Here is a 25,911-nt window from a genome sequence, read left to right on the forward strand (position 1 = left end):
TCACGACGGAGATCCCCCCGGCTCGGGCGAGGCCGAGTTCGGGGGAGGCTCGGCGGCGCGCACCACCATACTGGCCGCATCCGGCCGCTTTCCCACGACTCCTGGGGAAACCCGCACCGGACCCGCACGCCCGTGGAGCGGCGAAGCAGTACGTCATGTGCCAAGTCGGCCGGGACCGCCGTCCGGTTGCCGTCCGGGCCCCAGGGTGGCGCAGATCACAGCAACGGCGATGCCCCCGAGCAGGAAGAGGTAGGAACCGCTTCCCGCGGCGAACAGGAAGTCGCCCTCCGGGCGGCTGGTGGTGAGCAGGACGACGGCGAGCGTCCAGCCCGCGGCGGCGGCCACGCCCCCACTGCGGGAGCGCAGGGCGCGGGAGGCGCCCAGGCACAGTCCGGCCTCGCCCGCGAGGGCCAGCAGCAGCCCCGCCGGGAACCAGCCCGCCTGCACCAGCGCCCCGGCCAGCGCGACCACGGCGCCGAGCACGAACAGGCCCAGGAGGGCGGCGATCCGCCGGCCGGACGGGGGGCGCGGCGGCTGGGTGAGCAGGGAGGAGGTCCGGTCACTCATGGGGTCTCCCCGGCTCCGATTCCGGCAAACAGGTCGGTCTCCGGCGCATGGGGGCGTTCGCCGCGCACCAACTCGAAGTACTCGGTGGTGAACAGCGGCTGCGCCAGGTCGTTGGAGAGCACGAAGTACGGCTCGGCCACGGTGATCTGGGTGGCGTGGGCGCGCATCGCGGCGGCCTTGGCGGCGGCGTGGGCGGTGCCGTCGATCACGGTGGTCACGCGTGCGTCGTCGACGACACCGGGAACGTCGTCCACGGAGGCCGCCCGGTCGAAGGGCAGGGCCGGCAGGTCGTCGGCGAGCCGCGCGAAGGCCTCCTCGGCCACGGAGCGGGGCACGCGGGTCCAGTAGACCTTGGGGACCGTCCAGCCGCCCTCCCCGGCCGCGAGCTCCACGGCCCGCATGGCGACGCGGTGGGCCTGGATGTGATCGGGGTGCCCGTAACCGCCGTTGTCGTCGTAGGTGACCAGGACCTGCGGCCGCACCTCCCGGATCACCTCGGCGAGCAGTCCGGCGGCCCGGTCGACGTCCGCCTGCCAGAAGCAGCCGGGGTCGTCGTTGTCCGGCAGCCCCATCATCCCGGAGTCGCTGAAGCGCCCGGCGCCGCCGAGGAGGCGCACGTCCGTCACGCCGAGCGCCCGCGCCGCCTCGCGCAGCTCGCCCATCCGGTGCTGCCCGAGGGCGGCACCGCTCAGGTGGGCCAGCCCGGCCGGGATGACCTCGCCCCGCTCCCCGAGCGTGCAGGTGACCAGCGTGACGTGGGCCCCCTCGGCGGCGTACCGGGCCATGGTGGCCCCGTTGGTGATCGACTCGTCGTCCGGGTGCGCGTGCACCAGCAGCAGACGCCGGGCGGAGCCGGCCGGGGGTTCCCCCGGCTCGGGGCTGGGAGAGGGCGATTCGGTCATGGGTCCACCCTATGAGGAGGGGACGGGCACCCGGGCCCGGCCCGGGGCGGTCCGGCCGGTCAGGGGCCGGACTCCCCCGCCCGGCCTCCGGCACGGCGCCGCAGTCGCGCCGTTTCCACGGGCGTCAGGTTGGGGTCGGCCAGCAGCTTGGCCCCGGCCGCGTCCCGGATCCGTCCGCCCGGGTCGGTCCCGGTGCCCCTGCGCACACTCCGCACCAGCAGGCGGCGTCCCAGGCGGGCCGCCACCCCGGGGATGTCCGCGCAGGCGACCGTCACCAGGGTCATCGCCACATCCGCGGCGGGGTCCCCGGCTCCCGCGTTGCGCCAGTCGATCACCACGGGTCCACGGCGGGTCAGGACCACGTTGCCCGGGTGCAGGTCCAGATGCAGCACCCGGTCGTCATCGGCCGTCGCGAACCGCCGGGGCAGCCACTCGGGCGCGGGCAGCGCGTGCAGCCGGTCGTGCAGACCGCCCAGCATCCGGCCGAGGGCGCCGACCCGCCACGGGCTCCTGGCCAGGGCGTCCACCATCGTCGGCCTGGTCAGCCGCTCCAGGACCATGTCGGCCCCGGCGGCCTCGTACACCTTCGGCACGGGATACCCGCAGACCGCCAGGTGCGTCATCAGCCGTGCTTCCCGCTCCGTCGGTCCCCCCTCCCGGTAGCGCCGCAACACCCTGGCCCCGTCGAGGGCGTACACGTCCGCGTCCCGTCCCCGGCCTATCAGCTCCATGGCGGGCAGTCTGTCCGGACGGTGCCCGGCAGCCAATGCGGCGCGCGCCGGAGCGGACTCGGACCACCCCGGCCCGACGGCGCGCCGCTCGCCTCAGGCGGAAGCCGTGGCGAGCCGCGCCGCGAGTTCGGTGGTCGTCGAACTCCACCTCCGTGCCGTCCGGGTCGTGCTCGTCGAAGGCGAACAGCCGCGGCGGGTCGAAGTGGGTGATGGTGGCCGTGCAGACGGTGCCCTCCTGCGCACGGCCCGGGCGCAGACACCGGCTCCGACTGCACCGGAGCGCCTGATCGCGCCCTACGCCCTCCCGAGGCACTCGCGGCAGAGACCGGGCTCGGGTGCACGGAAGGCACGGTCGCAGCCGTCGCAGTTCCGCAGGGGAGGCCGCGTCCGTGCGGGCGGTGGAGCGGCGGCCGGTGCGCGGTACCGGGCCGGGGGCGGGAGCTGGGCCGTGAGGCGGTGCGCCAGGAAGGCGGCGGGACGCCGTAGCCCCTCGGGCGGCAGGTCGGCGGTCAGAGCACGGCGTACGGCCGCAGGGGTGACGTCCCGCTCCAGCCAGGCGGCGACGCCGGGGGTCAGGTGGGCCGTGTCGGGCACGGAGAGGAGCAGCTGCGGGTGGTGGCGCCGCAGGTCCGCGAGGAGGTCGGCGGCGGCCCGGAACAGACCGGGCACGTGGCACTCGGGGCGGGGCACGGTGGGGAGCGGCTTGCGGGGCGCGCCGGTGGCCGCCTGCGGGGGCCGCTCTCCGCAGGGCCGGGGCGGGTTCGGGTGCGGCTGCGGCGGTTCCGGCGCTGCCGGGGGCTCCGGCCGGTCGGCAGTCCGGGGACGGGGCCCGGGATGGGCGCGGGCCGCCGCGGGCTGGTTGCAGGAGACCGTGCGGGTCACGATGCGGCCGGAGGGCATGCGGACGCGTTCGCGGCGCAGGTAGCCGTGGCACTCCAGCTCCCGCAGGGCGGCAGCGATGCGGGTGGCCCCCTCGGGGAACCGTGCGGTGAGGGTCTTGATGTCGGCCGCCGCGCCCTTCGGCAGCGACTGGAGGTGGGTGCCGAGCCCGATGGCCAGCAGGGAGAGTTCGCGGTGCTGGGCGAGGTGGTTGCCGATCACTGTGAAGCGGGTGGTGTGCCGGGTGTTGTCGTGCTGGAGCCCGCCGGTGCGGCGGGCCGTGCCCGGCCGCCGGTCGGGCTGCTTGTCGCCCGCAACGCGGGCCTGGGCGTGCGGGCGCACGCTAGGGTTCTGGTTACCCATCGGGAAGGTGTCCTCTTCCTCGGTGGTCAGGCCCTCGCAGTGGGATTGCCGTCCCGGCGGGGGCCGTCTCATGTCTGTGGTCGGGGTGGTGCGTTCGTCGTGCTGAGCGTCGGGCCTCGGAGGCCCGAAAATCCAGCCGAAGCGGAGATGTTCACCCGCCCGAGTGAGCGCGGCCACGGGCGGGAGGGGCGGGGCTCGGTGGGAGTTCTTTCCCCCTCGTCCTTTGTCCTTCAGCCGCCGACGGCACCGGAACGCGAGGCGTCGGGTTCCGGCGGCGCGAGGTCGATCTCCGCCCGGACGACCTTGCGCGGGAACCGCCCCTCGCCCACCCCCCAGCGGTCCGCGAGCGCCTCCACGAGAAGCAGCCCGCGCCCCGACTCCGCGCCGACGACCGGCTCCCGGAGCACGGGGCGCCGGTCGTGGCCGGCGGGCGACCGGTTTCCGACCTGCGACAACTCCGTATCCTGGAACTCCCGTACGGCATCACTCGGGCACAAGACCTGACGCCGCGTGAGTCCGCCTCATTCATCGAACAGCTGCTGGCGGAAACATGATCCGTAAGTCCCCGCCGTGAACGGGTCGGGCCACGCATGGTTCAAGAGCAGCTACAGCAGCAGCGAAGGCGACTCCTGCGTCGAACTCGCCACCGCGCCCGGCACCGTCCACGTCCGTGACTCGAAGGACGTCGCCCGTCCTCACCTGCGTTTCAGCCCCGCCGCGTGGGCCGACTTCGTGCCGTACGCGGTCGAGGGCTGACCCCGCGCCTCCTGCCCGGCACCGCGGCCGGCGCAGGAGGCGGCGACGGGGGTCTCACACGTCCTGGATCCGCCGGAACGGCCGGTCGGCCTCCAGCTCGAACGCCAGCTCCAGCAGCAGGCGTTCCGCGCCGGGGCGGCCGGAGAACATGACGCCGATGGGGAGGCCGTCCGGGGTCGCGTGGTCGGCGGGTACGGAGATCGACGGGGTGCCGACGACGTTGTTGACCGGGGTGAACGCCACGTAGTCGACGAGCCGTTGGATCAGGGTGTCGTACGGGACGGCCGGGTTGAGGTGACCGAGCCTCGGGGTGGTGTGGGCGAGGACCGGGGAGAGGATCACGTCGAGGCCGCGGAACGCCGCCGCGTAGGCGAGGCGGGTGCGCTTGAGCCGGCGCAGCACACCCGGCGTGGTGCGCCACCTGCCGACGTACGTCTCCCGCAGGCCGCGGCTGAGGCCGTCCATGCGGGTGCGGTCGAAGTCGGCGCCGATCCTGCGGCCGGTGACGCCGATCAGGAACGACAGCATGCCCCAGTAGGTCAGGAAGTCCTCGGTGAAAGTGGGCTCGATGGCCAGCTCCACCGGTTCGACGGTGTGGCCGAGCCGCTCCAGGTGCCTCGCCGTGTCCGTCACCGCCGTCCTGGTGTCCTCGTCGGAGCGGACGCCGTTCGGGGAGTCCACCAGGAGGCCGACGCGCAGGCGGCGGTCCGAGGGACCCTCGACGAGGCCGACGGGCGGCAGCTTGGGGTTGCGCCAGTGCTGTTCCGCCGCCGCGAGGAAGGCGGCGCTGTCGCGCACCGAGCGGCTGACCACGCCGTCGGTGACGAGGTCGATGGGCAGCTGGCGGCCCTGCGCGTTCGCCACCACCCGGCCCCGGGTGGGCTTCAGACCGACCAGTCCGCAGCAGGCGGCGGGGATGCGGATGGAGCCGCCGCCGTCGTTGGCGTGCGCGAGCGGCACCGCCCCGGCGGCGACGAGGGCCGCGCTGCCGCCCGAGGAGCCGCCCGCGGAGTGGCCGGTGTGCCAGGGGTTGCGGACCGGCTCGCCCTGCTCGAACTCGGTGCTGGGGCTGAAGCCGAACTCGGGGAGCCGGGTCTTGCCGAGGACGGTGACGCCGGTGCTGAGGAACTGGCGGGTGAAGGGGGCGTGCCGCCGGGCGGTCCTGGGGGCGAAGGCGACGCTGCCGTGGCCGGTGGGCAGGCCCTGGTACTCGGTGTTGTCCTTGACGAGGGTCGGCACACCGGCGAGCGCGCCGCCGCCGTCCGCGCTCCGGGCCGGGGGGTCGAGGTGCACCTGGACGGCGTGCAGCCGCTCGTCGGCGGCCCGGACCCGGGCCGCCGCGTCACGGGCGGCCTCGGCCGGGCTCACCTCGCCCCGGCGGACGGCCTCCGCGAGGCCCACGGCGTCGTGCTCGCCGAGTGCGTCGTCGCGGAAGACGTGCACGCCGGTGCGTCCCCCGTCCCGTCCCTCGTGCCGTGCCTCGCTCCGGTCCTCGGAAGTCGTCACCGTCGGCTCCGCCCTGCGCGCGTGAATGATGGTCCCGCCATCATTGCTTACCGGCGGGTAACACGCGAGGGGCCGGGGCCGGCGATCAGAACTTGATGCTGCCGATCATGCCCGCGATGTTGTTCGTCAGCTCGCTGATCGTGGGCGCGACGGTCGACGACGCGAGGTAGAAGCCCAGCAGCATGCACACCACCGCATGGCCGGCCTTCAGGCCCGACTTCTTGATCAGCAGGAAGACGATGATCGCCAGCAGCACCACCGCCGAAATCGAGAGTGCCACGGCGGCTCACCTCCAAAGATCCCAGGACGCGGGGGTAGGAATACGCAGGAGCATGGGGGCAGTTGAATCGGGAGCGGATACATCCACAGAGGTGCCAGCAGGTTCATACCCACTATGCGCTAACGATCATAACTATCCGTACGTGCGCATCGGTCGGCGCACGGCCGCACAAGGGGGCGCATGGCCAATATGGTCAAGGCATGACGACCGAGGCTGACTCCTTCCCCCGACGGCACGCCCGTACCCAGCGCTTCTCTCTCGGCGCCCCGCGGTCCTTCGCCGTGGCGCCCGACGGCTCCCGGGTCGTGTTCCTGCGCTCCGCCTCCGGAACGGACCGGGCGACCGCCTTGTGGGTGCTGGACACCGGCACCCCCGGCGAGGGGGCTGCCACCGGCTCCGGGAAGCCCGGGGAGCGCGTGGCCGCCGACCCGCGCGCCCTCCTCGGGGGCGCGTCGGAGCACCTGTCGGCGCAGGAACGGGCCCGGCGCGAACGCAGCCGGGAGGGCGGGGCCGGCATCGTCGGCTACGCGACCGACGCGGCGGTGGAGCTGGCGTCTTTCGCCTTGTCAGGGCGGTTGTTCACGGCCGAACTGCGGGCCGGGACCACCCGCGAACTGCCGGTCCCCGGACCGGTGATCGACCCCCGCCCGTCCCCCGACGGCCGCCACGTCGCCTACGTCTCCGGCGGAGCCCTGCGGGTCGTCGGCGCTGAGGGGGCGGACGACCGGGCCCTCGCGCCCCCCGAGCAGGAGAACGTCACCTACGGCCTCGCGGAGTTCATCGCGGCCGAGGAGATGGGGCGTTCGCGCGGCTTCTGGTGGTCGCCGGACGGTGACCGGCTGCTCGTGGCGCGGGCGGACGACACCCCGGTGGACCGGTGGTGGATCGCCGACCCGGCCCGCCCGGAACGGGAGCCGAACCGGGTCGCGTACCCCGCTGCCGGAACGGCCAACGCCGAGGTGCGCCTGTTCGTGTTCGACCTCGACGGGGTGCGCACCGAGGTCTCCTGGGACCGGGCCCGCTACCCTTATCTGGCGCATGTGCACTGGTCAGCGGCGGGGGCCCCGCTGCTGCTGGTGCAGGCCCGGGACCAGCAGGGGCAGGTGATCCTGGCCGTGGACCCGGACTCCGGGGCGACCCGGATGGTGCACGCCGACGAAGATCCGGTTTGGCTTGATCTTTTCCCCGGTGTCCCGTGCTGGAGCCCGTCCGGGCAGCTGGTGCGGATCGCGGACGAGGGCGGCGCACGGCGGCTGGTGGTCGGCGAACGCCCGCTGACCGGGCCGCAGTTGCACGTCCGCGCGGTCCTGGACGTGTCCGCCGACGACGTGCTCGTGTCGGCGTCGGCGGGCGCCGAGGCGGACCAGCCGGACATCGGCGAGGTGCACGTGTACCGGGTCAACGAACTGGGCGTGGAGCGCGTCTCGCAGGGGCCCGGCGTGCACACGGCGGTGCGCTCCGGCGAGGTGACCGTGCTGGTCTCGGCGACCCTCGACCGGCCGGGTGCGCGGGTGCGGGTCCTTCGTGACGGGAAACCGACGGCGACTGTCCCGTCCTACGCCGAAGACCCCGGTATGTCCCCTCGCGTGACCCTCACCCATGGGGGCGCACGCCGAATTCCGTGCGCCGTGCTTATGCCTCGGGACTACGCCGGTGACACCCCCCTCCCGGTGCTCATGGACCCCTACGGCGGCCCGCACGGAGCCCGTGTCCTGGCCGCGCACAACTCCCACCTCACCTCCCAGTGGTTCGCCGACCAGGGCTTCGCGGTGGTCGTGGCCGACGGGCGGGGCACCCCGGGCCGCTCCCCCGCCTGGGAGAAGGCCGTCCACCACGACTTCACCCTCACCCTCGACGACCAGATCGAGGCGCTGCACGCCCTCGCGGACTCCCACCCGCTCGACCTCTCCCGGGTGGCGATCCGGGGCTGGTCCTACGGCGGCTACCTGGCGGCGCTGGCGGTCCTGCGCCGGCCGGACGTCTTCCACGCGGGCATCGCCGGAGCCCCGGTGACCGACTGGCGGCTGTACGACACGCACTACACGGAGCGCTACCTGGGCGACCCGGGCAAGCACCCGGAGGTGTACGCGCGCAGCTCGCTGGTCACCGACGACGGCCTGTCGTCCCCGGCGGACCCGCACCGTCCGCTGATGATCGTGCACGGCCTGGCCGACGACAACGTGGTCGTCGCCCACGCCCTGCGGCTGTCCTCCGCCCTGCTGGCGGCCGGACGCCCGCACGAGGTGCTGCCGCTGTCCGGGGTCACCCACATGACCCCGCAGGAGCAGGTCGCGGAGAACCTGCTGCTGCTCCAGGTCGACTTCCTCAAGCGGTCCCTCGGCATGGACCGGCAGCCCGGCTGACCGGGGCCCCGGCACCGCGCACCGGGGCAGAAGCGGCGCGCGGGCACGGCGACGGGCCGGGACGACATGGCGGCGTCCCGGCCCGCCCACGGCACCCGCACGGCCGTACCCGCCCAGCGTCGCCCGCCCGTATATCGCCGCGGGGTCCGGCGCGTTGCGCGTCCGTTAAGCCCGGTCGGGCCGGAGGGCAGCGATGGGCCCGGCGGGCGCCGGGGTGCCTACTTCCGGTCGTCCGGGCGTTCCTCCGGCGCCACCACCCGCTTCTCCTCCGCGAAGTGACAGGCGGACGGGTGGGCCACCGGACCGCTCGCCCCGAGGAACGCCTCGGGCACCGTCAGCAGCGGCACCTCCACCGCGCAGCGCTCCCGCGCCTTCCAGCACCGGGTGCGGAACCGGCAGCCCGAGGGGATGTTGGTCGGTGACGGCACGTCACCGGTGAGGATGATGCGCTCCCGGTGCTCCCGCGCCTCCGGGTCGGGCACCGGGACGGCGGACAGCAGGGCCTGGGTGTAGGGGTGCGTGGGGTGGTCGTAGATCGCGGTGTCGGTGCCGGTCTCGACGATCCGCCCGAGGTACATCACGCCGACCCGGTCGGAGATGTGCCGGACGATCGACAGGTCGTGCGCGATGAAGAGGTAGGCGAGGTCGAACTCGTTCTGGAGCCGGTCCATCAGGTTGATGACCTGCGCCTGCACCGACACGTCCAGCGCGGACACCGGCTCGTCGGCCACGATGATCTCGGGGTTGAGGGCCAGGCCGCGGGCGATGCCGATGCGCTGGCGCTGGCCGCCGGAGAACTGGTGCGGGTAGCGGTTGATGTACTCCGGGTTCAGACCCACCACGTCCAGCAGGTCCTGGACCTTCTTGCGCCGGTTGCCCTTGGGTGCCACCTCGGGGTGGATCTCGAAGGGCTCGCCGATGATGTCGCCCACCGTCATCCGGGGGTTGAGCGAGGTGTACGGGTCCTGGAACACCATCTGGATGTTGCGGCGGACCGCCTTCAGCGCCCGCCCGGAGAGCCGGGTGATGTCCTCGCCCTTGTAGCGGATCGACCCGGCGGTCGGCCGCTCCAGGTTCACCAGCAGCTTGGCCACCGTCGACTTGCCGCTGCCGGACTCCCCCACGACGCCCAGCGTCTCGCCCCGGCCGAGGGTGAAGTCCACACCGTCGACCGCCTTCACGGCGCCCACCTGCTTCTTGAACAGCACGCCCCGGGTCAGCGGATAGTGCTTGACCAGGCCGCTGACCTCCAGAATCGGCTCAGCCATGCAGGCATTCCCTCCAGAAGTGGCAGGCGCTCCCCCGGTCGGAGTCGGCGTCGGTGACGTCGTACAGCGGGGGCACGTCGGTGCGGCAGACGTCCTGCACCATCGGGCAGCGGGGGTGGAAGGGGCAGCCGGGCGGGATGTGCATGAGGTTGGGCGGCAGTCCCCTGATCGCGTAGAGCTCCTGGCCCTTCTGGTCCAGGCGCGGGATCGAGTCCAGCAGACCGCGGGTGTAGGGGTGGGCCGGCGCCTTGTAGATGTCGTGCACGGGTGCCGTCTCGACGATCCGGCCCGCGTACATCACCGCGATGCGGTCGGCCACGTCGGCGACCACCCCGAGGTCGTGGGTGATGAGGATCAGGCCCATCCGGTACTCCCGCTGGAGTTCCGCGAGCAGCTCCATGACCTGGGCCTGGACGGTGACGTCGAGCGCGGTGGTCGGCTCGTCGGCGATGATCAGCGCCGGCTCCAGGGCCAGCGCCATGGCGATCATGATGCGCTGGCGCATGCCGCCGGAGAACTGGTGCGGGTACTGCCGGACCCGCTCCCGGGCGGCCGGGATGCCCACCCGCTCCATCAGCTCCACGGCCTTGTTCCGGGCGTCCTTGCGGGACATGCCCCGGTGCACCACGAACATCTCGCCGAGCTGGTCGCCGACCGAGAGGACCGGGTTCAGGGAGGACAGCGCGTCCTGGAAGACCATCGCCATCTCGGCGCCGCGCACCGTGCGGCGCTCGTCCTCCTTCAGCGTCAGCAGGTCCCGGCCCTGGAACAGCACCTGGCCGCCGGTGATCCGGCCCGGCGGCATGTCGAGGATGCCCATGATGGCCTGCGCGGTGACCGACTTGCCGGAGCCGGACTCGCCGAGCACGGCCAGCGTCTCGCCCTCGTCCACGCCGTAGCTGACGCCGTTGACGGCCTTCGCGACCCCGTCCCGGGTGTGGAACTCCACGTGCAGGTCACGCACTTCCAGCAGCATGACGGCGGTTCACCTCAGCTTCGGGTCGAGGGCGTCGCGCACCGCGTCGCCGAGCATGATGAACGCCAGGACGGTGATCGCCAGGGCCCCGGAGGGCCACAGCAGGGCGTGCGGGGCGTTGCGGATGTAGGGGGAGGCGGCCGAGATGTCGATGCCCCAGGAGACGCTGGGCGGCTTCAGCCCGACGCCCAGGTAGGACAGGGTGGCCTCCAGGGCGATGTACGTGCCGAGCGCGATGGTGGCGACGACGATGACCGGCGCGATCGCGTTGGGCGCGATGTGCCGGAAGATCAGCCGGGAGTTGGACGCGCCGAGCGCGCGGGCGGCCTGCACGTAGTCGTTCTGCTTGGCTGTGATGACGGAGCCGCGGGCGATGCGGGACAGCTGCGGCCAGCCCAGCAGCACGATGAAGCCGATGACCGGCCAGACGGTGTTGCTGGTGATCACGGACAGCAGCACCAGCCCGCCGAGGACGACCGGGATGGCGAAGAAGACGTCGGTGATGCGGGACAGCACCGAGTCCCCCACCCCGCCGAAGAAGCCGGCCAGCGCACCCAGCACGCTGCCCAGGATCGCCACCCCGAGCGTGGCGAGCACGCCGACCGCGACGGAGGTGCGGGCGCCGTACACGGTCCGGGTGTAGACGTCGCAGCCCTGGCCGTCGAAGCCGAAGGGGTGTCCCGCCTGGGAGCCCTCCTGGGCCTTGGCCAGGTCGCACTTCAGCGGGCTGCCGGAGGCGATCAGGGACGGCCACAGGGAGATCACGACGAGGAACAGGATGACCAGCGCGGAGACGATGAACACGGGGTTGCGCCGCAGGTCCCGCCAGGCGTCGGACCACAGGGAGCGCGGCTTCGCCTGCGGGCCGGTGCCCTCCGGGCCGCCCGGGGTCTTCTCCAGGGTCTCCGCCTCGTCCATGCCCAGGTCCATGGGGCCGCCCATTCCCGTGTCGGTGACGGCGTTGTCCTCCGGTTCGTGATGGTGGCGGCGGTCAGGCATAGCGGATCCTCGGGTCGAGTACGGCGTAGAGGAGGTCGACGACGAGATTGCAGACCAGGAAGACCAGCACGAGCACGGTGACGAAGCCGACGACGGTCTGGGTGTTCTGCCGCAGGATGCCCTGGTAGAGCTGGTAGCCGACGCCGTGGATGTTGAAGATCCGCTCGGTGACGATCGCCCCGCCCATCAGGAAGCCGACGTCGGCGCCGATGAAGGTGACCACCGGGATGAGCGAGTTGCGCAGCAGGTGCCGGGTGATCACGCGCTGCCGGGGCAGCCCCTTGGCGATGGCGGTGCGCACGTAGTCGGAGCGCCGGTTCTCCGCGATGGAGGTGCGGGTGAGCCGGGTGACGTAGGCGAGGGACACGGACGCCAGCACCAGGCCGGGCAGGAGCAGCTCGTCGAGCGGCGCCTCGGAGGAGACCGACGGCCGGATCCACCCCCACTTCACCCCGAGCAGCAGTTGCAGCAGCAGGCCGGTGACGAAGGTGGGGACGGAGATGACGACGAGGGTGAGCAGCAGGACGCCGGTGTCGACGGGGCGCCCCCGGCGCAGTCCGGTGACCACGCCGAGGGTGATGCCGATGACGATCTCGAAGAAGATCGCGACCAGGGTGAGCCGGATGGTGACCGGGAAGGCGGTCCCCATCAGCTCGGTGACCTCCTGGCCGTTGAACGCCGTCCCGAAGTCGCCGGTGAAGACGTTCCCCATGTAGGTCACGTACTGCTGCCAGACCGGCTTGTCGAGGCCGAACTCCTTGCGCAGCTGGGCGGCCGTCGCCGGGTCGCACCGGCGCTCGCCGCACAGGCCGGCGATGGGGTCGCCCATGACGTTGACCATGAGGAAGATCAGCAGCGTGGCCCCGATGAACACCGGGACCATCTGGAGCAGCCGCCGGACGACGTACCGTCCCATGGCGGGCTCAGCTCACCTTGATCTGGTCGTACACCGGGACGCTGAAGGGGTTGAGCTTGACGTCGGACAGGCGCTCGGACCAGCCGGCGCTGCCGTTCTGGTACCAGAGCGGGATGGCCGCCATGTTGTCGCGGACGACTTCCTCCGCCTGCTTGAACAGGTCGACGGCCTTGGCGGTGTCGGTCTCCTGGTTGGCCTGGTCGACGAGGTTGTCGAAGTCCTCGTTGGACCACTTGCCGTCGTTGGAGGAGGCGTTGGTGTAGTACAGCGGCTGGAGGAAGTTCTGGATCAGCGGGTAGTCCATCTGCCAGCCGGCGCGGAACGGGCCGCTCATCTTCTGCTGGGTGATCTGGTTGCGGAAGTCGGCGAAGGTGCCGACCGGGTTGCCGGTGCAGGCGCGGTCGTTGTCCAGCGCGTTGTTGATGGAGTTGCACACGGCGTCGACCCATTCGCGGTGCGAGCCGGTGTCGGCGTTGTAGGTGATGGTGACCCGGCCGCCGGGCAGCCCGCCGCCCTCCTGGATCAGCTTCTTCGCCTCGTCCGGCTTGTACTCGCAGCCGTCCCCGCACAGGCCCTCCTGGAACCCGCCGTCCTCGCCGAGGACCGGGGAGGTCCAGTCGGAGGCCGGGGTGCGGGTCTTCTGGAAGATCGTGTCGGTGATCTGGTCGCGGTCGATGGCCATCGACAGGCCCTTGCGCACCTTCTCCATGCCGGGCTTGTCCCACGCCTCGTCGTAGAAGGGGAAGGCGAGGGTCTGGATGATGCCGGCCGGGGTGTTGAGGTAGCGGTCGCCCAGGTCGTTCTGGACGTTCTTCAGCTGGGCCGCGGGCACGTCGTCGACGAGGTCGAGGTTGCCGGCGATCAGGTCGGTGTAGGCGGTGTTGTTGTCGGTGTAGACCTTGAGGTCCACGCCGCCGTTCTGCGCCTTGTCGTCACCGGGGTAGTCGTCCCACGTGCGCAGGGACATCTGCGAGCCCTTGGTGTACGAGTCGACCATGTACGGGCCGTTGCCGACCGGCTTGGCGACCCAGGCCGCGTGGTCGTCGAAGAACGCCTTCGGCAGCGGGGCGAAGGCGTTGTAGCCGAGGGTGTCGGGGAAGGTGGAGAACTTCTGGCTGAGCTTGACCGTGAAGGTGCGGTCGTCGACGACCTTCAGCCCCGACATGGTGTCGGCGGTCTGCGCGCTGCCGTCCTCGGGGTGGACCTCGTCGTAGCCCTCGATGTAGCCGAAGAAGTAGGCGTTGCGCTGGTTGTTCCTCAGGCTGGCGCCGTAGTTCCAGGCGTCCACGAAGGACTGGGCGGTGACCTTCTCGCCGTTGCTGAAGGTCCAGCCGTCCTTGATCTTGATCGTGAAGTTCTGCGAGTCCGAGGTCTCGATGCTCTCGGCCAGCATGTCCTGCGCCTCGCCGGTCTCCGGGTCGTAGCGCTTCAGGCCGCGGAAGATCATGTCGAGGACCTTGCCGCCCTGCACCTCGTTGGTGTTGGCGGGCTCCAGCGGGTTCTGCGGATCGCCCCACGAGGCACTCAGCACGGCACTGGCGTCGCCGCTCCCCCCGCCGTCGCCGTCCCCGCCTCCGCAGGCCGTCGCCGCGAGGGCGACCACCGCCGCGCAAACGACCCATTTGGCGTGCGTGGCTCCGCGCATGGAGTGCCTCCTCGTACGTGCGCAGTCGTGCGCTGATCCTTTACCGGCCAATATCGGGGCAAAGGGTGCGCGACGCACTTGTGCAGCGCCTGTACGGGGACGACTCCAGCCGTATGTACGTATCGGCAGCGGCCGAACGCGTTCGAACACGCCGGAACCCGGCGACCCCGTGACGGGGTGCCGGGTTCCGGGCGACGCCGGCCGACGGGACGTCAGGCCGCGTGGACCACGTCCACGGGGCGTCAGGCCGCGTGGACCACGTCCTTCTCCTCCGCGAAGTGGCAGGCCGACTCGTGGGCCGCCGGGGAGTCCGAGCCCTTGAAGCGCTCGGGGATCGCCAGCAGCGGCACCTCCTCGGCGCACTTGTCCTGGGCCTTCCAGCACCGGGTGCGGAAGCGGCAGCCCGAGGGCGGGTTGGCCGGCGACGGCACGTCACCGGTGAGGATGATACGCTCGCGGCCCTCGCGGGCCTCCGGGTCGGGCACCGGGACCGCCGACAGCAGCGCCTGGGTGTAGGGGTGCGTCGGGTGGTCGTAGATCTGCGTGTCGGTGCCGATCTCGGCCATCTTGCCGAGGTACATCACGCCGACCCGGTCGGAGATGTGCCGGACGATCGACAGGTCGTGCGCGATGAAGAGGTAGGACAGGTTGAACTCGTCCTGCAGCGCCTCCATCAGGTTGATGACCTGCGCCTGCACCGACACGTCCAGCGCGGAGACCGGCTCGTCGCAGATGATGATCTCGGGGTTCAGGGCCAGGCCGCGGGCGATGCCGATGCGCTGGCGCTGGCCGCCGGAGAACTGGTGCGGGTAGCGGTTGATGTACTCCGGGTTCAGGCCCACCACGTCCAGCAGGTCCTGCACCTTGCGGCGGCGGTCGCCCTTCGGCGCCACCTCCGGGTGGATCTCGAACGTCTCGCCGATGATGTCGCCCACCGTCATGCGGGGGTTCAGCGAGGTGTACGGGTCCTGGAACACCATCTGGATGTTGCGGCGGACCGCCTTCAGCGCACGCCCGGACAGCTTGGTGATGTCCTGGCCCTTGTAGAAGATCTCGCCCGCGGACGCCCGCTCCAGGTTCATCAGCAGCTTGGCCACCGTGGACTTGCCGCAGCCGGACTCGCCCACGATGCCCAGGGTCTCGCCCTGGTACAGGTCGAAGGAGATGCCGTCCACGGCCTTCACCGCGCCGACCTGCTTCTTGAACAGGATGCCCTGGGTGAGCGGGAAGTGCTTCACCAGGTTGCGGACCTGGAGGATCGGCTCACCGCGCTCCACCGGGGCGTCGAGTGCGGCCACCTCCTCGGCCTCGCTCGCCGTCTCGACGACATCCACCTCGGAGACGTTCGGCGTGGCGTCGACCGGCCCGTCCTTCTTGCTGAGCTCAGCCATGGATCGTCTCCTTCCAGAAGTGGCACGCCGAGGCACGGCCGACCAGTTCGGTCCCGTCCTGCTCGGTCACCGGGTGCAGCGGCGGGACGTCCGTGCGGCAGACGTCCTGCGCCATCGGGCAGCGCGGGTTGAACGCGCAGCCGCTCGGGATGCGCGTCAGGTTCGGCGGCAGTCCCTTGATCGCGTACAGCTCCTGGCCCTTCTGGTCCAGGCGCGGGATCGAGTCCAGCAGCCCCTTGGTGTAGGGGTGGGCCGGCCTCTTGTAGAGCTCGTGCACCGGGGCCTGCTCCACGATGCGGCCCGCGTACATCACCGCGATCTTGTCCGCGACGTCGGCGACCACGCCGAGGTCGTGGGTGATGAGGATCAGACCCATGTGGTACTCGCGCTGGAGTTCCGCCAGCAGGTCCATCACCTGGGCCTGCACCGTCACGTCGAGCGCGGTCGTCGGCTCGTCGGCGATGATCAGGTCGGGCTCCAGGGCCAGCGCCATGGCGATCATGATGCGCTGGCGCATACCACCGGAGAACTGGTGCGGGTAGTCGCTCACCCGCGCCGCGGCGGCCGGGATCTTCACCCGGTCCATCATCTCGATGGCCCTGGCCTTGGCGTCCTTCTTGGACAGGCCCTGGTGCACCCGGAACATCTCGCCGAGCTGGTAGCCCACCGAGAGCACGGGGTTGAGCGAGGACAGCGCGTCCTGGAAGATCATGGCGATCTTCCGGCCGCGGATCTTCCGGCGCTCGTCCTCGGACATCTTCAGCATGTCCTGGCCGTGGAAGAAGATCTCGCCCTTGGGGATGCGCCCGGGCGGCATGTCGAGGATGCCCATGACCGCCTGCGCGGTCACGGACTTGCCGGAGCCCGACTCGCCGAGCACGGCGAGCGTCTCGCCCGCGTTCACGGAGTAGTTGACCCCGTTGACGGCCTTGGCGACGCCGTCCCGGGTGTGGAACTCCACGTGCAGGTCGCGGACCTCCAGCAGCGGACGCCCCGCCGCCCCGGTCCCGTCCGGCACGGGGGTTCCGGCCGTTTCTTCGATGATGGTCACGTACGCCTCCCTCAGCGCAGCTTGGGGTCGAGGGCGTTGCGTACCGCATCGCCGAACATGAGGAACGAGAGCACCGTGATCGAGACCATCACCGAGGGGATGATCAGCGTGAACGGCGCGTTGCGCAGCTGCTCGCGGCCGGTGGAGACGTCGACGCCCCACGACACGGTGGGCTCCGCGAGCCCGACACCGAGGAAGGACAGCGTGGCCTCGGCCGCGATGTAGCCGCCCAGGGCGATGGTCGCGACGACGATGATCGGCGCGATCGCGTTCGGCAGGATGTGCCGGAGCATGATGCGCGTGGTGGAGGCGCCGAGCGCCTTGGCGGCGACCACGTAGTCGGCCTGCTTGACGGTGAGCACCGCGCCACGGGCGACACGGGCGATCTGGGTCCAGCCCAGGAAGGCCAGCGCCATGATCACCACCCAGACGGTGCGGTTCTCGAAGGACGTGAGGACGACCAGGGCGCCCAGCAGGAACGGGATGCCGAAGAACACGTCGGTGACGCGGGACAGCACGCTGTCCAGCCAGCCGCCGAAGTAGCCGGCGGTCATGCCGATGAGCGTGCCGAGCAGGGTCACCAGGATGGTGACGCCGACACCGACCGTGATCGAGGCGCGGGCGCCGTAGATGATCCGCGCGTAGATCGAACGGCCCTGGCCGTCGTAGCCCAGCCAGTCCTCGGCGAAGAAATGGCCCCAGTTCGGCGGCTGCAGGTAGTGGGCGGCGAGGTCGGCGTCGCGCGGCGAGGCACTGGTGAACAGTCCCGGCCAGATCGCCATCACCAGGAGCACCAGGATGAGCACGGAGGACACCAGGAACATGGGCTGGCGCCGCAGGTCGTGCCAGGCGTCGGACCACAGGCTGCGGGCCTTCGCGGGCGCCGGGCCGGTCTCCAGGGTGGCGGCCGGCACGGGGGCGGCGGCGGTGGCCGGCACCTCGGGGGTCTTCGCGGTTTCGGCGGTCTTCTCAGGCATACCGGATCCTCGGGTCCAGGACCGCGTACAGCAGGTCGACGAGCAGGCTGGTGGCCAGGTACACCAGGACGATCAGCGAGGCGATGCCGACGACGGTCGCGCCCTCACGGCGCATCAGCGCCTCGTAGATGGCGTTGCCGACACCCTTCACGTTGAAGATGCCCTCGGTGACGATGGCGCCGGTCATCAGGTTGCCGATGTCGGTGCCGAGGAAGGTGACCACGGGGATGAGCGAGTTGCGCATCAGGTGGACGCCGACGATGCGGCGCTTCGGCAGGCCCTTGGCGACCGCCGTGCGCATGTAGTCGGCGCGCAGGTTCTCCGCCATCGAGGTCCGTGTCAGACGGGCCACATAGGCCAGTGACAGTGATCCCAGCACGATCGCGGGCAGGAGGAGTTCGCCCAGGTTCTCGGAATCGTTGACGTTGGGTTCGACGATTCCCCACTGGAAGGCGAACAGGTACTGCATCAGGAAGCCCAGCACGAAGGACGGCATGGAGATGAGGATCAGCGTCAGCGTCAGCAGGCCGCGGTCCTGGAGGGTGTCCGGACGCAGACCGGCGATGACACCGAGGCCGATGCCGACGAGGACCGTGAAGGTGAACGCGAACAGCGTGAGCCTGATGGTGACCGGGAACGCGTCGGCGATGATGTCGGCGATGGGCCGCTTGCTCGCGATCTCCGTGCCGAAGTCGCCCTGGACCAGGCCGCCCAGGTAGTTCGCGTACTGCTGCCAGAGGGGCTGGTCGAGCCCGAGGTCCTTCTTGATGCTGGCGACGACCGCGGGGTCGTACGCCTGATCTCCCATGAGCGCTCTGACGGGGTCGCCGGGCAGGGCGTACATCATGGCGAAGATCAACAGGGTTGACCCGATGAAAACCGGGATCATCTGGAGCAGTCGTCGTACGACATAACGCCCCATGCGTGCCTCCGTGAGGGGTGTGCTACGGCCGAAAGGGGTCGTCCGTGAAGGAACGACCCCCGGTCCGGCCCCCGCCGCCGCCGGATCGGCGGCGGCGGGCAACGGCCGAGTGAGGTGAGGCCCACGGCCTCCTTACTTGACGGTGACCTCGGTCAGTTCGAGGTCGCCGTGGAAGTCGACGTTGACGTTCTCGACTCCCTTGCCGTGGCCGCCGTTGATCCGGTAGTACCAGAGCGGGATCGCGGGCATCTTCTCGAGAAGCTTCTTCTCGACCTCCTGGTAGGCCGACACGGCCTCTTCCAGGGACTCCGCGTTGTCACCCTTGGCCATCAGACCGTCGATCTCCTTGTCGGAGAAGCGACCGTTGTTGGACTCGGCGTTGGTGTGGTACAGCTCCTTGATGAAGTTCACGTTGACCGGGTAGTCGGCGACCCAGCCACCGCGGTACATGCCCTTCACCTGGTTGTTGTCACGGGCCTCGAGGTCCGTGGGGAAGTCCGGCTTGGCGTCGCCGACGCAGTCCACGCCGGTGGCCTTGCGGATGGACTCGCAGACCGCGGTCACCCACTCCTTGTGGCCGCCGTCGCTGTTGTACTGGATGGAGAACTTGTTCCCCGGAACGCCGCCGCCCTCCTTGATGAGCTTCTTGGCCTTCTCCGGGTTGTAGGTGAACACGTCCGTACCCAGGTCCTGGTGGCCCTTGACCTGCGGCGGCGTGAAGCTGATCGCCGGCGTACGGGTGTTGTTCAGGACGGTCTTGGTGATCGTGTCACGGTCGATCGCCATCGACAGGCCCTGGAGGACCTTGGGGTCGATGTCCTTGAACGTCTTGGTGTAGAACGCGGGGACCAGCGTCTGGATGGCCGCGTACGGCTGCTCGATGGCGCCGTCACCGAGGTCCTGCTTGTACTTCGGCAGGTCCGTCGGGCCGACCTGACGGATCATGTCCAGGTTGCCGGAGACGACGTCCCGGTAGGCGGCCTCGAGGGTCGAGTAGTTCTTGAACTGGATGCCCTCGTTCTTGGCCTTGTTCGGACCCTTGTAGTCCTTGTTGGCCTTGACCTGGATGAGCTTCTTGTGGTCCCACTTCTCGAAGACGTAGGGACCGTTGCCGACCGGCTTCTGACCGAAGGCCTTCGGGTCGTCGAAGAACACCTTGGGCAGCGGGGCGAAGGTGGAGTAGCCCAGCTTGTAGTTGAAGTAGGGGACGCGCTCCTTCAGCTCGATCGTGAAGGTGGTGTCGTCCACGACCTTCAGACCGGACATGGCGTCGGCCTTCGGGTCACCCTTCTCCGGGTGGACGTCGTCGTAGCCCTTGATGTCCGAGAACCAGAAGGAGTTCTGCTGGTTGTTCTTGATGTTGGCGTACCAGTTCCAGGCGTCGACGTACGACTTGGCCGTGACGTCCTCGCCGTTGTGGAACTTCCAGCCCTGCTTGAGCTTGACCGTCCAGGTCTTCGAGTCCTCGGTCTCGACGGACTCGGCGTTCGTGTAGACGATCTCGCCCTTGCTGTCGAAGTCCAGCAGCTGCGTGAACAGGGACTGGATCACGTACGAGCCGTTGGTCTCGTTGGTGTCGGCCGGGATCAGCGGCTTCTGCGGCTCACCGACGTCGATCGAGACGTAACCCTCGGGGCCGGAACGCTTCTTCTGCCCCTCGTCGTCACTCCCACTGCCACCACCACAGGCAGTAGCGGCCAGAGCGACGGCTATCGCACCCGCGACCCACTTGGCGCTCTTGGCACCGCGCATGGGTTCCTCCTCATGAGTCCATTGGTTCACCGCAAAGGGGAGCACACGACACTCCACCGTCCACCGCCCGTCGCCGGTGCCGGAGATAGTCAGGTGCCCCCGCGCTCGTGAGTCGGCGCCGTCAGCGCGTGACCCGTTCATCCGAGCTCTACGCGCCCAACTATCTGCCATGCGCCAGGACCGAACCACACCCACGAGGTCTCGGTTCGATCACAGCTCGGTCCTACATCTTCCAAAATCCGGACAAAGGGTTTGGTGAAAGATCCCTGCGAAACGGACTTGTTACACATCTATCGGAAGCGGGCGTCCGCTATGCGGACGCCCGGGAGCGAAAAATCGATTGCGAGTAACGTGGCCGCGCTGCAGGGTGCCCGTGAGGGCTGCCGTGCGCTCAGCACGCTTGCCCGGTACGGCCGTTGACCGTGTGGCCCACGGATCAGGGACGTACCGACGGCAGGGCGCGCCATCCGGCAGCAGGGTAGTGCGAAACAGCCGCTCGGGACGGGTTCGCAGGGCAGATCGAGGGTTTTCCCCCTACCCCTTCCCCACCTCGCCGATCACCGCTCCTGGCCGGACACGCCATGGCGCCGGCCGGCCACTGAGGCGCACCTCACACCGCAGGTCACACCACCCGCCGCAGCGGCCCGGCACCGGCCGTGCCGCGCGGCGGCACACCGCCGCACGGGTCCGACGCCACCGGGCCGCCCGGCACGCGCCGCCGGCCCGTGGGGACGGCCGGAGCGCCGCGGCCCGTGGCCACGGCCGGGATCCGGCCGTCCCGCGCGCGGGACGGCCGGAGAAGGCCCCGCAGGGCCCCTGAGGGCCGGTCAGCCGTGCTTGGCGCGGCTCGCGGCGCGGGCGCGCTCGCGGGCGTCCAGGTTCACCTTGCGGATCCGGATGGACTCCGGCGTGACCTCGACGCACTCGTCGTCGCGGCAGAACTCCAGGGACTGCTCCAGCGACAGCTTGCGCGGCGGCACGATGGACTCGGTCACATCGGCCGTGGAGGAGCGCATGTTGGTGAGCTTCTTCTCCTTGGTGATGTTGACGTCCATGTCGTCGGAACGGGAGTTCTCACCGACGATCATGCCCTCGTACACCTCGGTGCCGGGCTCGACGAACAGCACCCCGCGCTCCTGGAGGTTGGTCATCGCGAACGCGGTGACCGCACCGGCGCGGTCGGCGACCAGGGAGCCGTTGTTGCGGGTCTGGAGCGTGCCGAACCAGGGCTCGTGGCCCTCGTGGATGGAGTGGGCGATGCCGGTGCCGCGGGTCTGCGTCAGGAACTCCGTGCGGAAGCCGATCAGGCCGCGGGAGGGCACCACGAACTCCATGCGCACCCAGCCGGAGCCGTGGTTCGACATGTTGTCCATGCGGCCCTTGCGGACGCCCATCACCTGGGTGACCGCGCCCATGTGCTCCTCGGGCACGTCGATCGTCATCCGCTCGACGGGCTCGTGCACCGCGCCGTCGACCTCCTTGGTGACGACCTGCGGCTTGCCGACGGTCAGCTCGTAGCCCTCGCGGCGCATCTGCTCGACCAGGATGGCCAGCGCCAGCTCGCCGCGGCCCTGCACCTCCCAGGCGTCGGGCCGGTCGGTGTCCAGGACGCGCAGCGAGACGTTGCCGATGAGCTCGCGGTCCAGCCGGTCCTTGACCTGACGCGCGGTGACCTTGCGGTCCTTCACGGCCGCCTTGTTGTCGGCGCCCTTGCCGCTGCCGCCACGGCCCACCAGCGGGGAGGTGTTGGTGCCGATGGTCATCGAGATCGCGGGCTCGTCCACCGTGATCAGCGGCAGCGGGACCGGGTTCTCCGGGTCGGCCAGCGTCTCGCCGATCATGATGTCCGGGATGCCGGCCACCGCGCAGATGTCACCGGGGCCGGCCTTCTCGGCGGGCTTGCGGGTGAGCGCCTCGGTCATCATCAGCTCGGAGATCCGCACGTTCTGCACGGAACCGTCGCGCTTCATCCAGGCGACCGTCTGGCCCTTCTTCAGCTCGCCCTGGTGCACGCGCAGCAGGGCGATGCGGCCGAGGAAGTTGTCCGCGTCGAGGTTGGTGACGTGCGCCTGGAGCGGGGCGCCCTCCTCGTAGGTGGGCGCGGGGATGTGCTGCAGGATCGTGGAGAAGAACGGCTCCAGGGAGTCGGAGTCCGAGGGGACCGTGCCGTCCTGCGGCTTGGTCAGCGAGGCGATGCCGTCGCGGCCGCAGGCGTAGACGATCGGGAACTCGATCTGCTCCTCGTCGGCGTCCAGGTCGAGGAAGAGGTCGTAGGCCTCGTTGACGACCTCGTCGATCCTGCTGTCCGGACGGTCCGTCTTGTTGATGCACAGGATGATCGGCAGCCGCGCCTGGAGCGCCTTGCGCAGCACGAAGCGGGTCTGCGGCAGCGGGCCCTCGGAGGAGTCCACGAGCAGCACGACACCGTCGACCATCGACAGCGCGCGCTCGACCTCGCCGCCGAAGTCGGCGTGGCCGGGGGTGTCGATGATGTTGATCGTGATCGGGTCCCCGCCGTCCTTGGGGTGGTACTTCACCGCCGTGTTCTTGGCGAGGATCGTGATGCCCTTCTCACGTTCCAGGTCGCCGGAGTCCATCATGCGCTCGTCGACCTGGTCGAGCTGGTGGGCGGCGAAGGCGCCGGCCTGCTTGAGCATGCCGTCGACGATGGTGGTCTTGCCGTGGTCGACGTGGGCGACGATGGCGACGTTGCGGATGTCGTGACGCTGGATGGACAAAGCCATGGGTTGGCGTACTCCCGGAATGGTGAGGAATGGCCCTGCGCAGACGGCTGTGGTGCGCGGACCCTGCCGGGCTGAACACGCCACGGCCTCTCCCCATGTTACGGGCCCGGCATCCGCCCGCCTGCGCGGAACGTTCCGCCCCGGGCCCCCGGAGCCCCTGATCAGCGCCTCGGCGGCCCCCGGTCCGGCGGGGCCCGCGAACGGAAAGCCCGCAGCTCGACCGCCCCTGCGGGCCGCTGCGGGCCCCTCACGGGGTGGCTCCGCCGCCATCGCGCCAGGGCCGGGCGTGACCTGCCGCACAATGTGACGACGGGACGCGCCATGGGCCGGAGCGGGGATCGCGTCACCCCGGCTTCCGGCCCACGTCACGCGCGGTTCACGGGCCGGAGCCGTGGGGTCCGGCCCCGGGGCACGGCCGCTCGGTCAGTCCGCGCCGGGCGTGGCGCGCTCGCCGGCCGGGCCCCCGGCGGACTTCTTCAGAAAGCCCATGTCCTCGTACACCGGGGTGCGGAATCCGAAGGCCCCGGCGTTGACGAGGTCCTTGCGGGCGGCCGTGAGCTGCGGGCGCTGGTAGAGGGGGATGGAGCCGGCCGCCGCCCAGATCCGGGAGTCGGCCTTGCGGAGCAGGGCGCTGCGATCGCCGTCGTCCAGGGTGGAGACGGCCTGGTCGAAGAGCTGGTCGACCTGGTCGGTGCCGACCCGGGTGTAGTTCTGCTCGACGTTCAGCGAGCCGTCGGCGGCCGGCACGGGCTTGGCGTAGACGGGGCGCGCGTCGGTGGCGGGGTAGGCGGTGGCGGGCCAGGAGTAGAGGGCCAGGTCGTACTGACCGGACGCGATGTGGTCCCGGAAGAAGCTCTCGTCGTCGACCTTGGTGACGTCCGTGCGGATGCCGACCCGGGCGAGCATCCGGGTGATCCGGTCGGACACGGTGCGCAGGACGTCCGAACCGGGCCCGGAGGGGAGCACGAAGCGCAGGGTGAGCGCCTTGCCGTTCTTGGCGAGCGGGGCGGTCTCGGCCCGGGCCGGGGCGGCCGTGCCCTTGGGCGCGTAGGCGCCGGGGGCGGTGCCCTGCTTCAGCTGCGGACCGTCCTGGGCCAGGTGGTCCTCACCGGACCCGGCCTCCGACTCCGCCGGCGCCTTGCCGTCGTCCCCGGCGCCGTCCTTCTTCCCGTCGTCCTTCCCGTCGTCCTTCTTCTCCTCGCTCTCGCCCTTCTCCTTCTTCTCGTCGCCGTCCTTCTCGCCGTCCTCGCCGTCCTCGCCGACGATGTAGGTGCCGTCGTCGTCCTCGTCGCTTCCGGAGCCGTTCCCCGACCCGTCGGCCTTCTCGCCCTCCCCGCCGGCCGCCTTCTCCTTGTCCCCGTCCCCCTTCTTCTCCTTCACCGGGCCGCCGGGCACCCAGCCGGCGTCCGCCAGGAGGGCCCGCGCCTCCTTGGCGTCCTGGTCGCCGAGGGCGCCGCTGTTGTCCGCGTAGGCGGCCTGGCCGGCCAGGGCGAGGTGGCTGCCGACGGGTTCGGCGGGCAGACCGAGCGGCTTCAGCACCGCCACGGCCAGGGCCCTGCGGTCCAGGGCGCGGGCCACCGCCCGGCGGACCCGCTCGTCGGCGAGGGGGCCCTCGGCACCGTTGAGGGCGAGCTGGGTGTAGGCGGGTTCGAGCGACTTGCGCACCTCGAAGCCGGTGAGGGCCTTCTCCTCCTTCGCGCGGGCGGCCGCCTTCTCGCGGGCAGTGACCTCCTCGTCCGAGGCGTCCTCGTCCGAGCCGTTCGCCTCGGCCCAGGAGTGCAGGGCCTCGGCCGAGGAGGCGGCGTCGCGGCCGGGGCCCATCAGGGGGGTGGCGCCGTCCTTCGACCGGGCGCTGACGGTGATGCGCCGGGCGGCCGAGGCGTCGATCTCCGCCAGGTCGATCTTCCCGGCGGCGAGCGCGGAGACCCGCTCGTCGCGGGGCACCGCGCGCAGCACGATCTCCTCGAGCCGGGCCGGGTCGCCCCACCACCGCGCGTTGCGGGTCAGGGTGACCTGGTCCTTCTTGCCGTCGACCTTCTTGACCTGGAAGGGGCCGGCGGAGACCTTGAGCTTCTTGCGCGCCCCGTCGTTGAAGGAGTCGGGCGACCCCATCACCTCTTTGGGGTACAGGGGCGTGAACAGTGACCGCCAGTCCGCGTAGGCGCGGCTGAAGGTGACCTTGACCTCCAGGTTCCCTTTGCCGCGCTCGATCTTCTCGATGCGGTCGTAGCCCGCGTTGCGGGCGGTCCAGTAGGCGGTGTCCTTGCCGGACAGGGCACGCCACTGGGCCGCGAAGTCGGCGGCGCCGATCTCGCGGCCGTCGCTCCACACGGCCTGCTGGTTGAGCTTGTACAGCACGACCTGCTTGGGCTCGGTCTCGACGACCTCGGCGGACTCCAGGTAGTCGGGGTTGCGCTCGGGGCGGCCGTCGGCGTCCATGCGGAACATCGACGGCAGGACGGCCTGCGCGACCCGGACGGTGGTGGCGTCGGCGTCGGACTGGAAGGTGTTCAGGGTGTCCGGGACGGTGTCCACGGCCCAGCGCAGGGTGCCGCCGTCGGTGATCTCGGAGCGGGCCGCGGGGGCGATGTCCGCGCCGGCCAGCGGCTTGCCCGCGGGATCGTCGGAGCTGCATCCCGCCAGGGCGGTCACCGCGAGCGCGCCGGCGGTGAGGAAGGTGACCGAGCGCAGTACCGCGCGCGGGCGGACGCCGTCGTGGGACATCTCTGGGTACCTCCGGAAGGCCGCGGGCGTTACGATCACTTTTGGCGGTATTTGGTGCTCATCTGATGTATGCCGCCACTGAAGAGGAAAGGGTTCGGCAACCGAGGGCGACACGGCGGCCACGGCAGGGAAGCCCACCCGTGCGGCGCAACGCACCGGCCGGTGCACCCGTACGCCTCGGCCAATCGATGCACATCCC

General features: G+C 70.8%; 20 protein-coding genes and 2 pseudogenes. 3 read left to right on the plus strand and 19 right to left on the minus strand.

The window, feature by feature from the left end:
- Positions 1–153 precede the first annotated feature (153 nt).
- The 5 genes and pseudogenes from ACSU53_RS10310 to ACSU53_RS10330 all read right to left on the minus strand — a co-directional run.
- Positions 154–567: a DUF6113 family protein gene (locus ACSU53_RS10310; RefSeq protein ID WP_437026638.1), complete on the minus strand. Its 414-nt coding sequence runs from the start codon at positions 565–567 to the stop codon at positions 154–156.
- Positions 564–1,469 (minus strand): N-acetyl-1-D-myo-inositol-2-amino-2-deoxy-alpha-D-glucopyranoside deacetylase, encoded by a 906-nt coding sequence (gene mshB / locus ACSU53_RS10315; protein ID WP_437026639.1) that lies wholly within the window; start codon positions 1,467–1,469, stop codon positions 564–566. The genes ACSU53_RS10310 and mshB overlap by 4 nt, the downstream gene beginning before the upstream one ends.
- Before the next feature lie 59 nt (positions 1,470–1,528).
- On the minus strand, positions 1,529–2,200 hold the full coding sequence (locus ACSU53_RS10320; protein ID WP_437026641.1) for a phosphotransferase: 672 nt from the start codon (positions 2,198–2,200) through the stop codon (positions 1,529–1,531).
- Positions 2,201–2,494: 294 nt separating this feature from the next.
- Positions 2,495–3,442, minus strand: a complete 948-nt coding sequence (locus ACSU53_RS10325) for a helix-turn-helix domain-containing protein (protein WP_437026643.1) — start codon at positions 3,440–3,442, stop codon at positions 2,495–2,497.
- Positions 3,443–3,672: 230 nt separating this feature from the next.
- Positions 3,673–3,861, minus strand: a pseudogene (locus ACSU53_RS10330) (ATP-binding protein); the annotation flags it as partial.
- On the opposite strand from ACSU53_RS10330, the pseudogene ACSU53_RS10335 reads away from it, so the two are divergent.
- Positions 3,856–3,996: pseudogene (locus tag ACSU53_RS10335) on the plus strand (transcriptional regulator); the annotation flags it as partial. The pseudogenes ACSU53_RS10330 and ACSU53_RS10335 sit on opposite strands and share 6 nt — an antisense overlap.
- Positions 3,997–4,012: 16 nt before the next feature.
- The gene (locus ACSU53_RS10340) at positions 4,013–4,198 is read left to right on the plus strand and encodes a DUF397 domain-containing protein (RefSeq protein WP_437026645.1); all 186 of its coding nucleotides are present in this window, start codon (positions 4,013–4,015) and stop codon (positions 4,196–4,198) included.
- Positions 4,199–4,252: 54 nt separating this feature from the next.
- On the opposite strand, the gene ACSU53_RS10345 is transcribed toward ACSU53_RS10340, so the two are convergent.
- Complete coding sequence (locus ACSU53_RS10345; protein WP_437026647.1) at positions 4,253–5,704, minus strand: amidase; 1,452 nt, start codon at positions 5,702–5,704, stop codon at positions 4,253–4,255.
- An 85-nt stretch (positions 5,705–5,789) separates the two neighbouring features.
- A complete protein-coding gene (locus tag ACSU53_RS10350) occupies positions 5,790–5,984 on the minus strand; it encodes a hypothetical protein (protein WP_164333022.1) in 195 nt (64 codons plus the stop codon).
- Positions 5,985–6,184: 200 nt separating this feature from the next.
- On the opposite strand from ACSU53_RS10350, the gene ACSU53_RS10355 reads away from it, so the two are divergent.
- A complete protein-coding gene (locus tag ACSU53_RS10355; protein WP_437026649.1) occupies positions 6,185–8,347 on the plus strand; it encodes a prolyl oligopeptidase family serine peptidase in 2,163 nt (720 codons plus the stop codon).
- A 218-nt stretch (positions 8,348–8,565) separates the two neighbouring features.
- On the opposite strand, the gene ACSU53_RS10360 is transcribed toward ACSU53_RS10355, so the two are convergent.
- From ACSU53_RS10360 to ACSU53_RS10415, 12 genes are all read right to left on the minus strand, one after another.
- Positions 8,566–9,615: an ABC transporter ATP-binding protein gene (locus tag ACSU53_RS10360; protein WP_437026651.1), complete on the minus strand. Its 1,050-nt coding sequence runs from the start codon at positions 9,613–9,615 to the stop codon at positions 8,566–8,568.
- The gene (locus ACSU53_RS10365) at positions 9,608–10,591 is read right to left on the minus strand and encodes an ABC transporter ATP-binding protein (protein WP_437026652.1); all 984 of its coding nucleotides are present in this window, start codon (positions 10,589–10,591) and stop codon (positions 9,608–9,610) included. The genes ACSU53_RS10360 and ACSU53_RS10365 overlap by 8 nt, the downstream gene beginning before the upstream one ends.
- Positions 10,592–10,600: 9 nt before the next feature.
- Entirely contained in the window at positions 10,601–11,590 is a 990-nt protein-coding gene (locus tag ACSU53_RS10370) for an ABC transporter permease (RefSeq protein ID WP_437026654.1), read from the minus strand.
- Complete coding sequence (locus tag ACSU53_RS10375) at positions 11,583–12,506, minus strand: ABC transporter permease (protein ID WP_437026656.1); 924 nt, start codon at positions 12,504–12,506, stop codon at positions 11,583–11,585. Before ACSU53_RS10375 ends, ACSU53_RS10370 begins: the two co-directional genes overlap by 8 nt.
- Positions 12,507–12,513: 7 nt before the next feature.
- The gene (locus ACSU53_RS10380) at positions 12,514–14,151 is read right to left on the minus strand and encodes a peptide ABC transporter substrate-binding protein (protein ID WP_437026658.1); all 1,638 of its coding nucleotides are present in this window, start codon (positions 14,149–14,151) and stop codon (positions 12,514–12,516) included.
- A gap of 242 nt (positions 14,152–14,393) precedes the next feature.
- Positions 14,394–15,542 carry an ABC transporter ATP-binding protein gene (locus tag ACSU53_RS10385; RefSeq protein WP_437026660.1) on the minus strand — a complete coding sequence of 383 codons (1,149 nt, stop codon included), beginning with the start codon at positions 15,540–15,542 and terminating at the stop codon, positions 14,394–14,396.
- Positions 15,535–16,593: an ABC transporter ATP-binding protein gene (locus tag ACSU53_RS10390; protein WP_437026662.1), complete on the minus strand. Its 1,059-nt coding sequence runs from the start codon at positions 16,591–16,593 to the stop codon at positions 15,535–15,537. The genes ACSU53_RS10385 and ACSU53_RS10390 overlap by 8 nt, the downstream gene beginning before the upstream one ends.
- 11 nt (positions 16,594–16,604) lie before the next feature.
- Positions 16,605–17,570 (minus strand): ABC transporter permease, encoded by a 966-nt coding sequence (locus tag ACSU53_RS10395; protein WP_437026664.1) that lies wholly within the window; start codon positions 17,568–17,570, stop codon positions 16,605–16,607.
- Positions 17,563–18,492 carry an ABC transporter permease gene (locus ACSU53_RS10400; protein ID WP_437026666.1) on the minus strand — a complete coding sequence of 310 codons (930 nt, stop codon included), beginning with the start codon at positions 18,490–18,492 and terminating at the stop codon, positions 17,563–17,565. Before ACSU53_RS10400 ends, ACSU53_RS10395 begins: the two co-directional genes overlap by 8 nt.
- 132 nt (positions 18,493–18,624) lie before the next feature.
- Positions 18,625–20,244 carry a peptide ABC transporter substrate-binding protein gene (locus ACSU53_RS10405; RefSeq protein WP_437026668.1) on the minus strand — a complete coding sequence of 540 codons (1,620 nt, stop codon included), beginning with the start codon at positions 20,242–20,244 and terminating at the stop codon, positions 18,625–18,627.
- A gap of 827 nt (positions 20,245–21,071) precedes the next feature.
- Entirely contained in the window at positions 21,072–22,988 is a 1,917-nt protein-coding gene (gene typA, locus ACSU53_RS10410) for a translational GTPase TypA (RefSeq protein WP_437026670.1), read from the minus strand.
- 423 nt (positions 22,989–23,411) lie between these two features.
- A complete protein-coding gene (locus tag ACSU53_RS10415; RefSeq protein WP_437026672.1) occupies positions 23,412–25,712 on the minus strand; it encodes an ABC transporter family substrate-binding protein in 2,301 nt (766 codons plus the stop codon).
- Between the last annotated feature and the right edge of the window lie 199 nt (positions 25,713–25,911).

It is taken from the genome of Streptomyces sp. enrichment culture, assembly GCF_964273255.1.
Classification (GTDB): domain Bacteria; phylum Actinomycetota; class Actinomycetes; order Streptomycetales; family Streptomycetaceae; genus Streptomyces.

What these genes read in the sequence shown, in the direction of transcription:
- ACSU53_RS10360 (WP_437026651.1), bottom strand. Translation starts at nt 9,615, where the DNA reads ATGGCTGAGCCGATTCTGGAGGTCAGCGGCCTGGTCAAGCACTATCCG.
- ACSU53_RS10400 (WP_437026666.1), bottom strand. Translation starts at nt 18,492, where the DNA reads ATGGGGCGTTATGTCGTACGACGACTGCTCCAGATGATCCCGGTTTTC.
- ACSU53_RS10395 (WP_437026664.1), bottom strand. Translation starts at nt 17,570, where the DNA reads ATGCCTGAGAAGACCGCCGAAACCGCGAAGACCCCCGAGGTGCCGGCC.
- mshB (WP_437026639.1), bottom strand. Translation starts at nt 1,469, where the DNA reads ATGACCGAATCGCCCTCTCCCAGCCCCGAGCCGGGGGAACCCCCGGCC.
- typA (WP_437026670.1), bottom strand. Translation starts at nt 22,988, where the DNA reads ATGGCTTTGTCCATCCAGCGTCACGACATCCGCAACGTCGCCATCGTC.
- ACSU53_RS10310 (WP_437026638.1), bottom strand. Translation starts at nt 567, where the DNA reads ATGAGTGACCGGACCTCCTCCCTGCTCACCCAGCCGCCGCGCCCCCCG.
- ACSU53_RS10320 (WP_437026641.1), bottom strand. Translation starts at nt 2,200, where the DNA reads ATGGAGCTGATAGGCCGGGGACGGGACGCGGACGTGTACGCCCTCGAC.
- ACSU53_RS10405 (WP_437026668.1), bottom strand. Translation starts at nt 20,244, where the DNA reads ATGCGCGGTGCCAAGAGCGCCAAGTGGGTCGCGGGTGCGATAGCCGTC.
- ACSU53_RS10380 (WP_437026658.1), bottom strand. Translation starts at nt 14,151, where the DNA reads ATGCGCGGAGCCACGCACGCCAAATGGGTCGTTTGCGCGGCGGTGGTC.
- ACSU53_RS10355 (WP_437026649.1), top strand. Translation starts at nt 6,185, where the DNA reads ATGACGACCGAGGCTGACTCCTTCCCCCGACGGCACGCCCGTACCCAG.
- ACSU53_RS10415 (WP_437026672.1), bottom strand. Translation starts at nt 25,712, where the DNA reads ATGTCCCACGACGGCGTCCGCCCGCGCGCGGTACTGCGCTCGGTCACC.
- ACSU53_RS10365 (WP_437026652.1), bottom strand. Translation starts at nt 10,591, where the DNA reads ATGCTGCTGGAAGTGCGTGACCTGCACGTGGAGTTCCACACCCGGGAC.
- ACSU53_RS10325 (WP_437026643.1), bottom strand. Translation starts at nt 3,442, where the DNA reads ATGGGTAACCAGAACCCTAGCGTGCGCCCGCACGCCCAGGCCCGCGTT.
- ACSU53_RS10385 (WP_437026660.1), bottom strand. Translation starts at nt 15,542, where the DNA reads ATGGCTGAGCTCAGCAAGAAGGACGGGCCGGTCGACGCCACGCCGAAC.
- ACSU53_RS10370 (WP_437026654.1), bottom strand. Translation starts at nt 11,590, where the DNA reads ATGCCTGACCGCCGCCACCATCACGAACCGGAGGACAACGCCGTCACC.
- ACSU53_RS10375 (WP_437026656.1), bottom strand. Translation starts at nt 12,506, where the DNA reads ATGGGACGGTACGTCGTCCGGCGGCTGCTCCAGATGGTCCCGGTGTTC.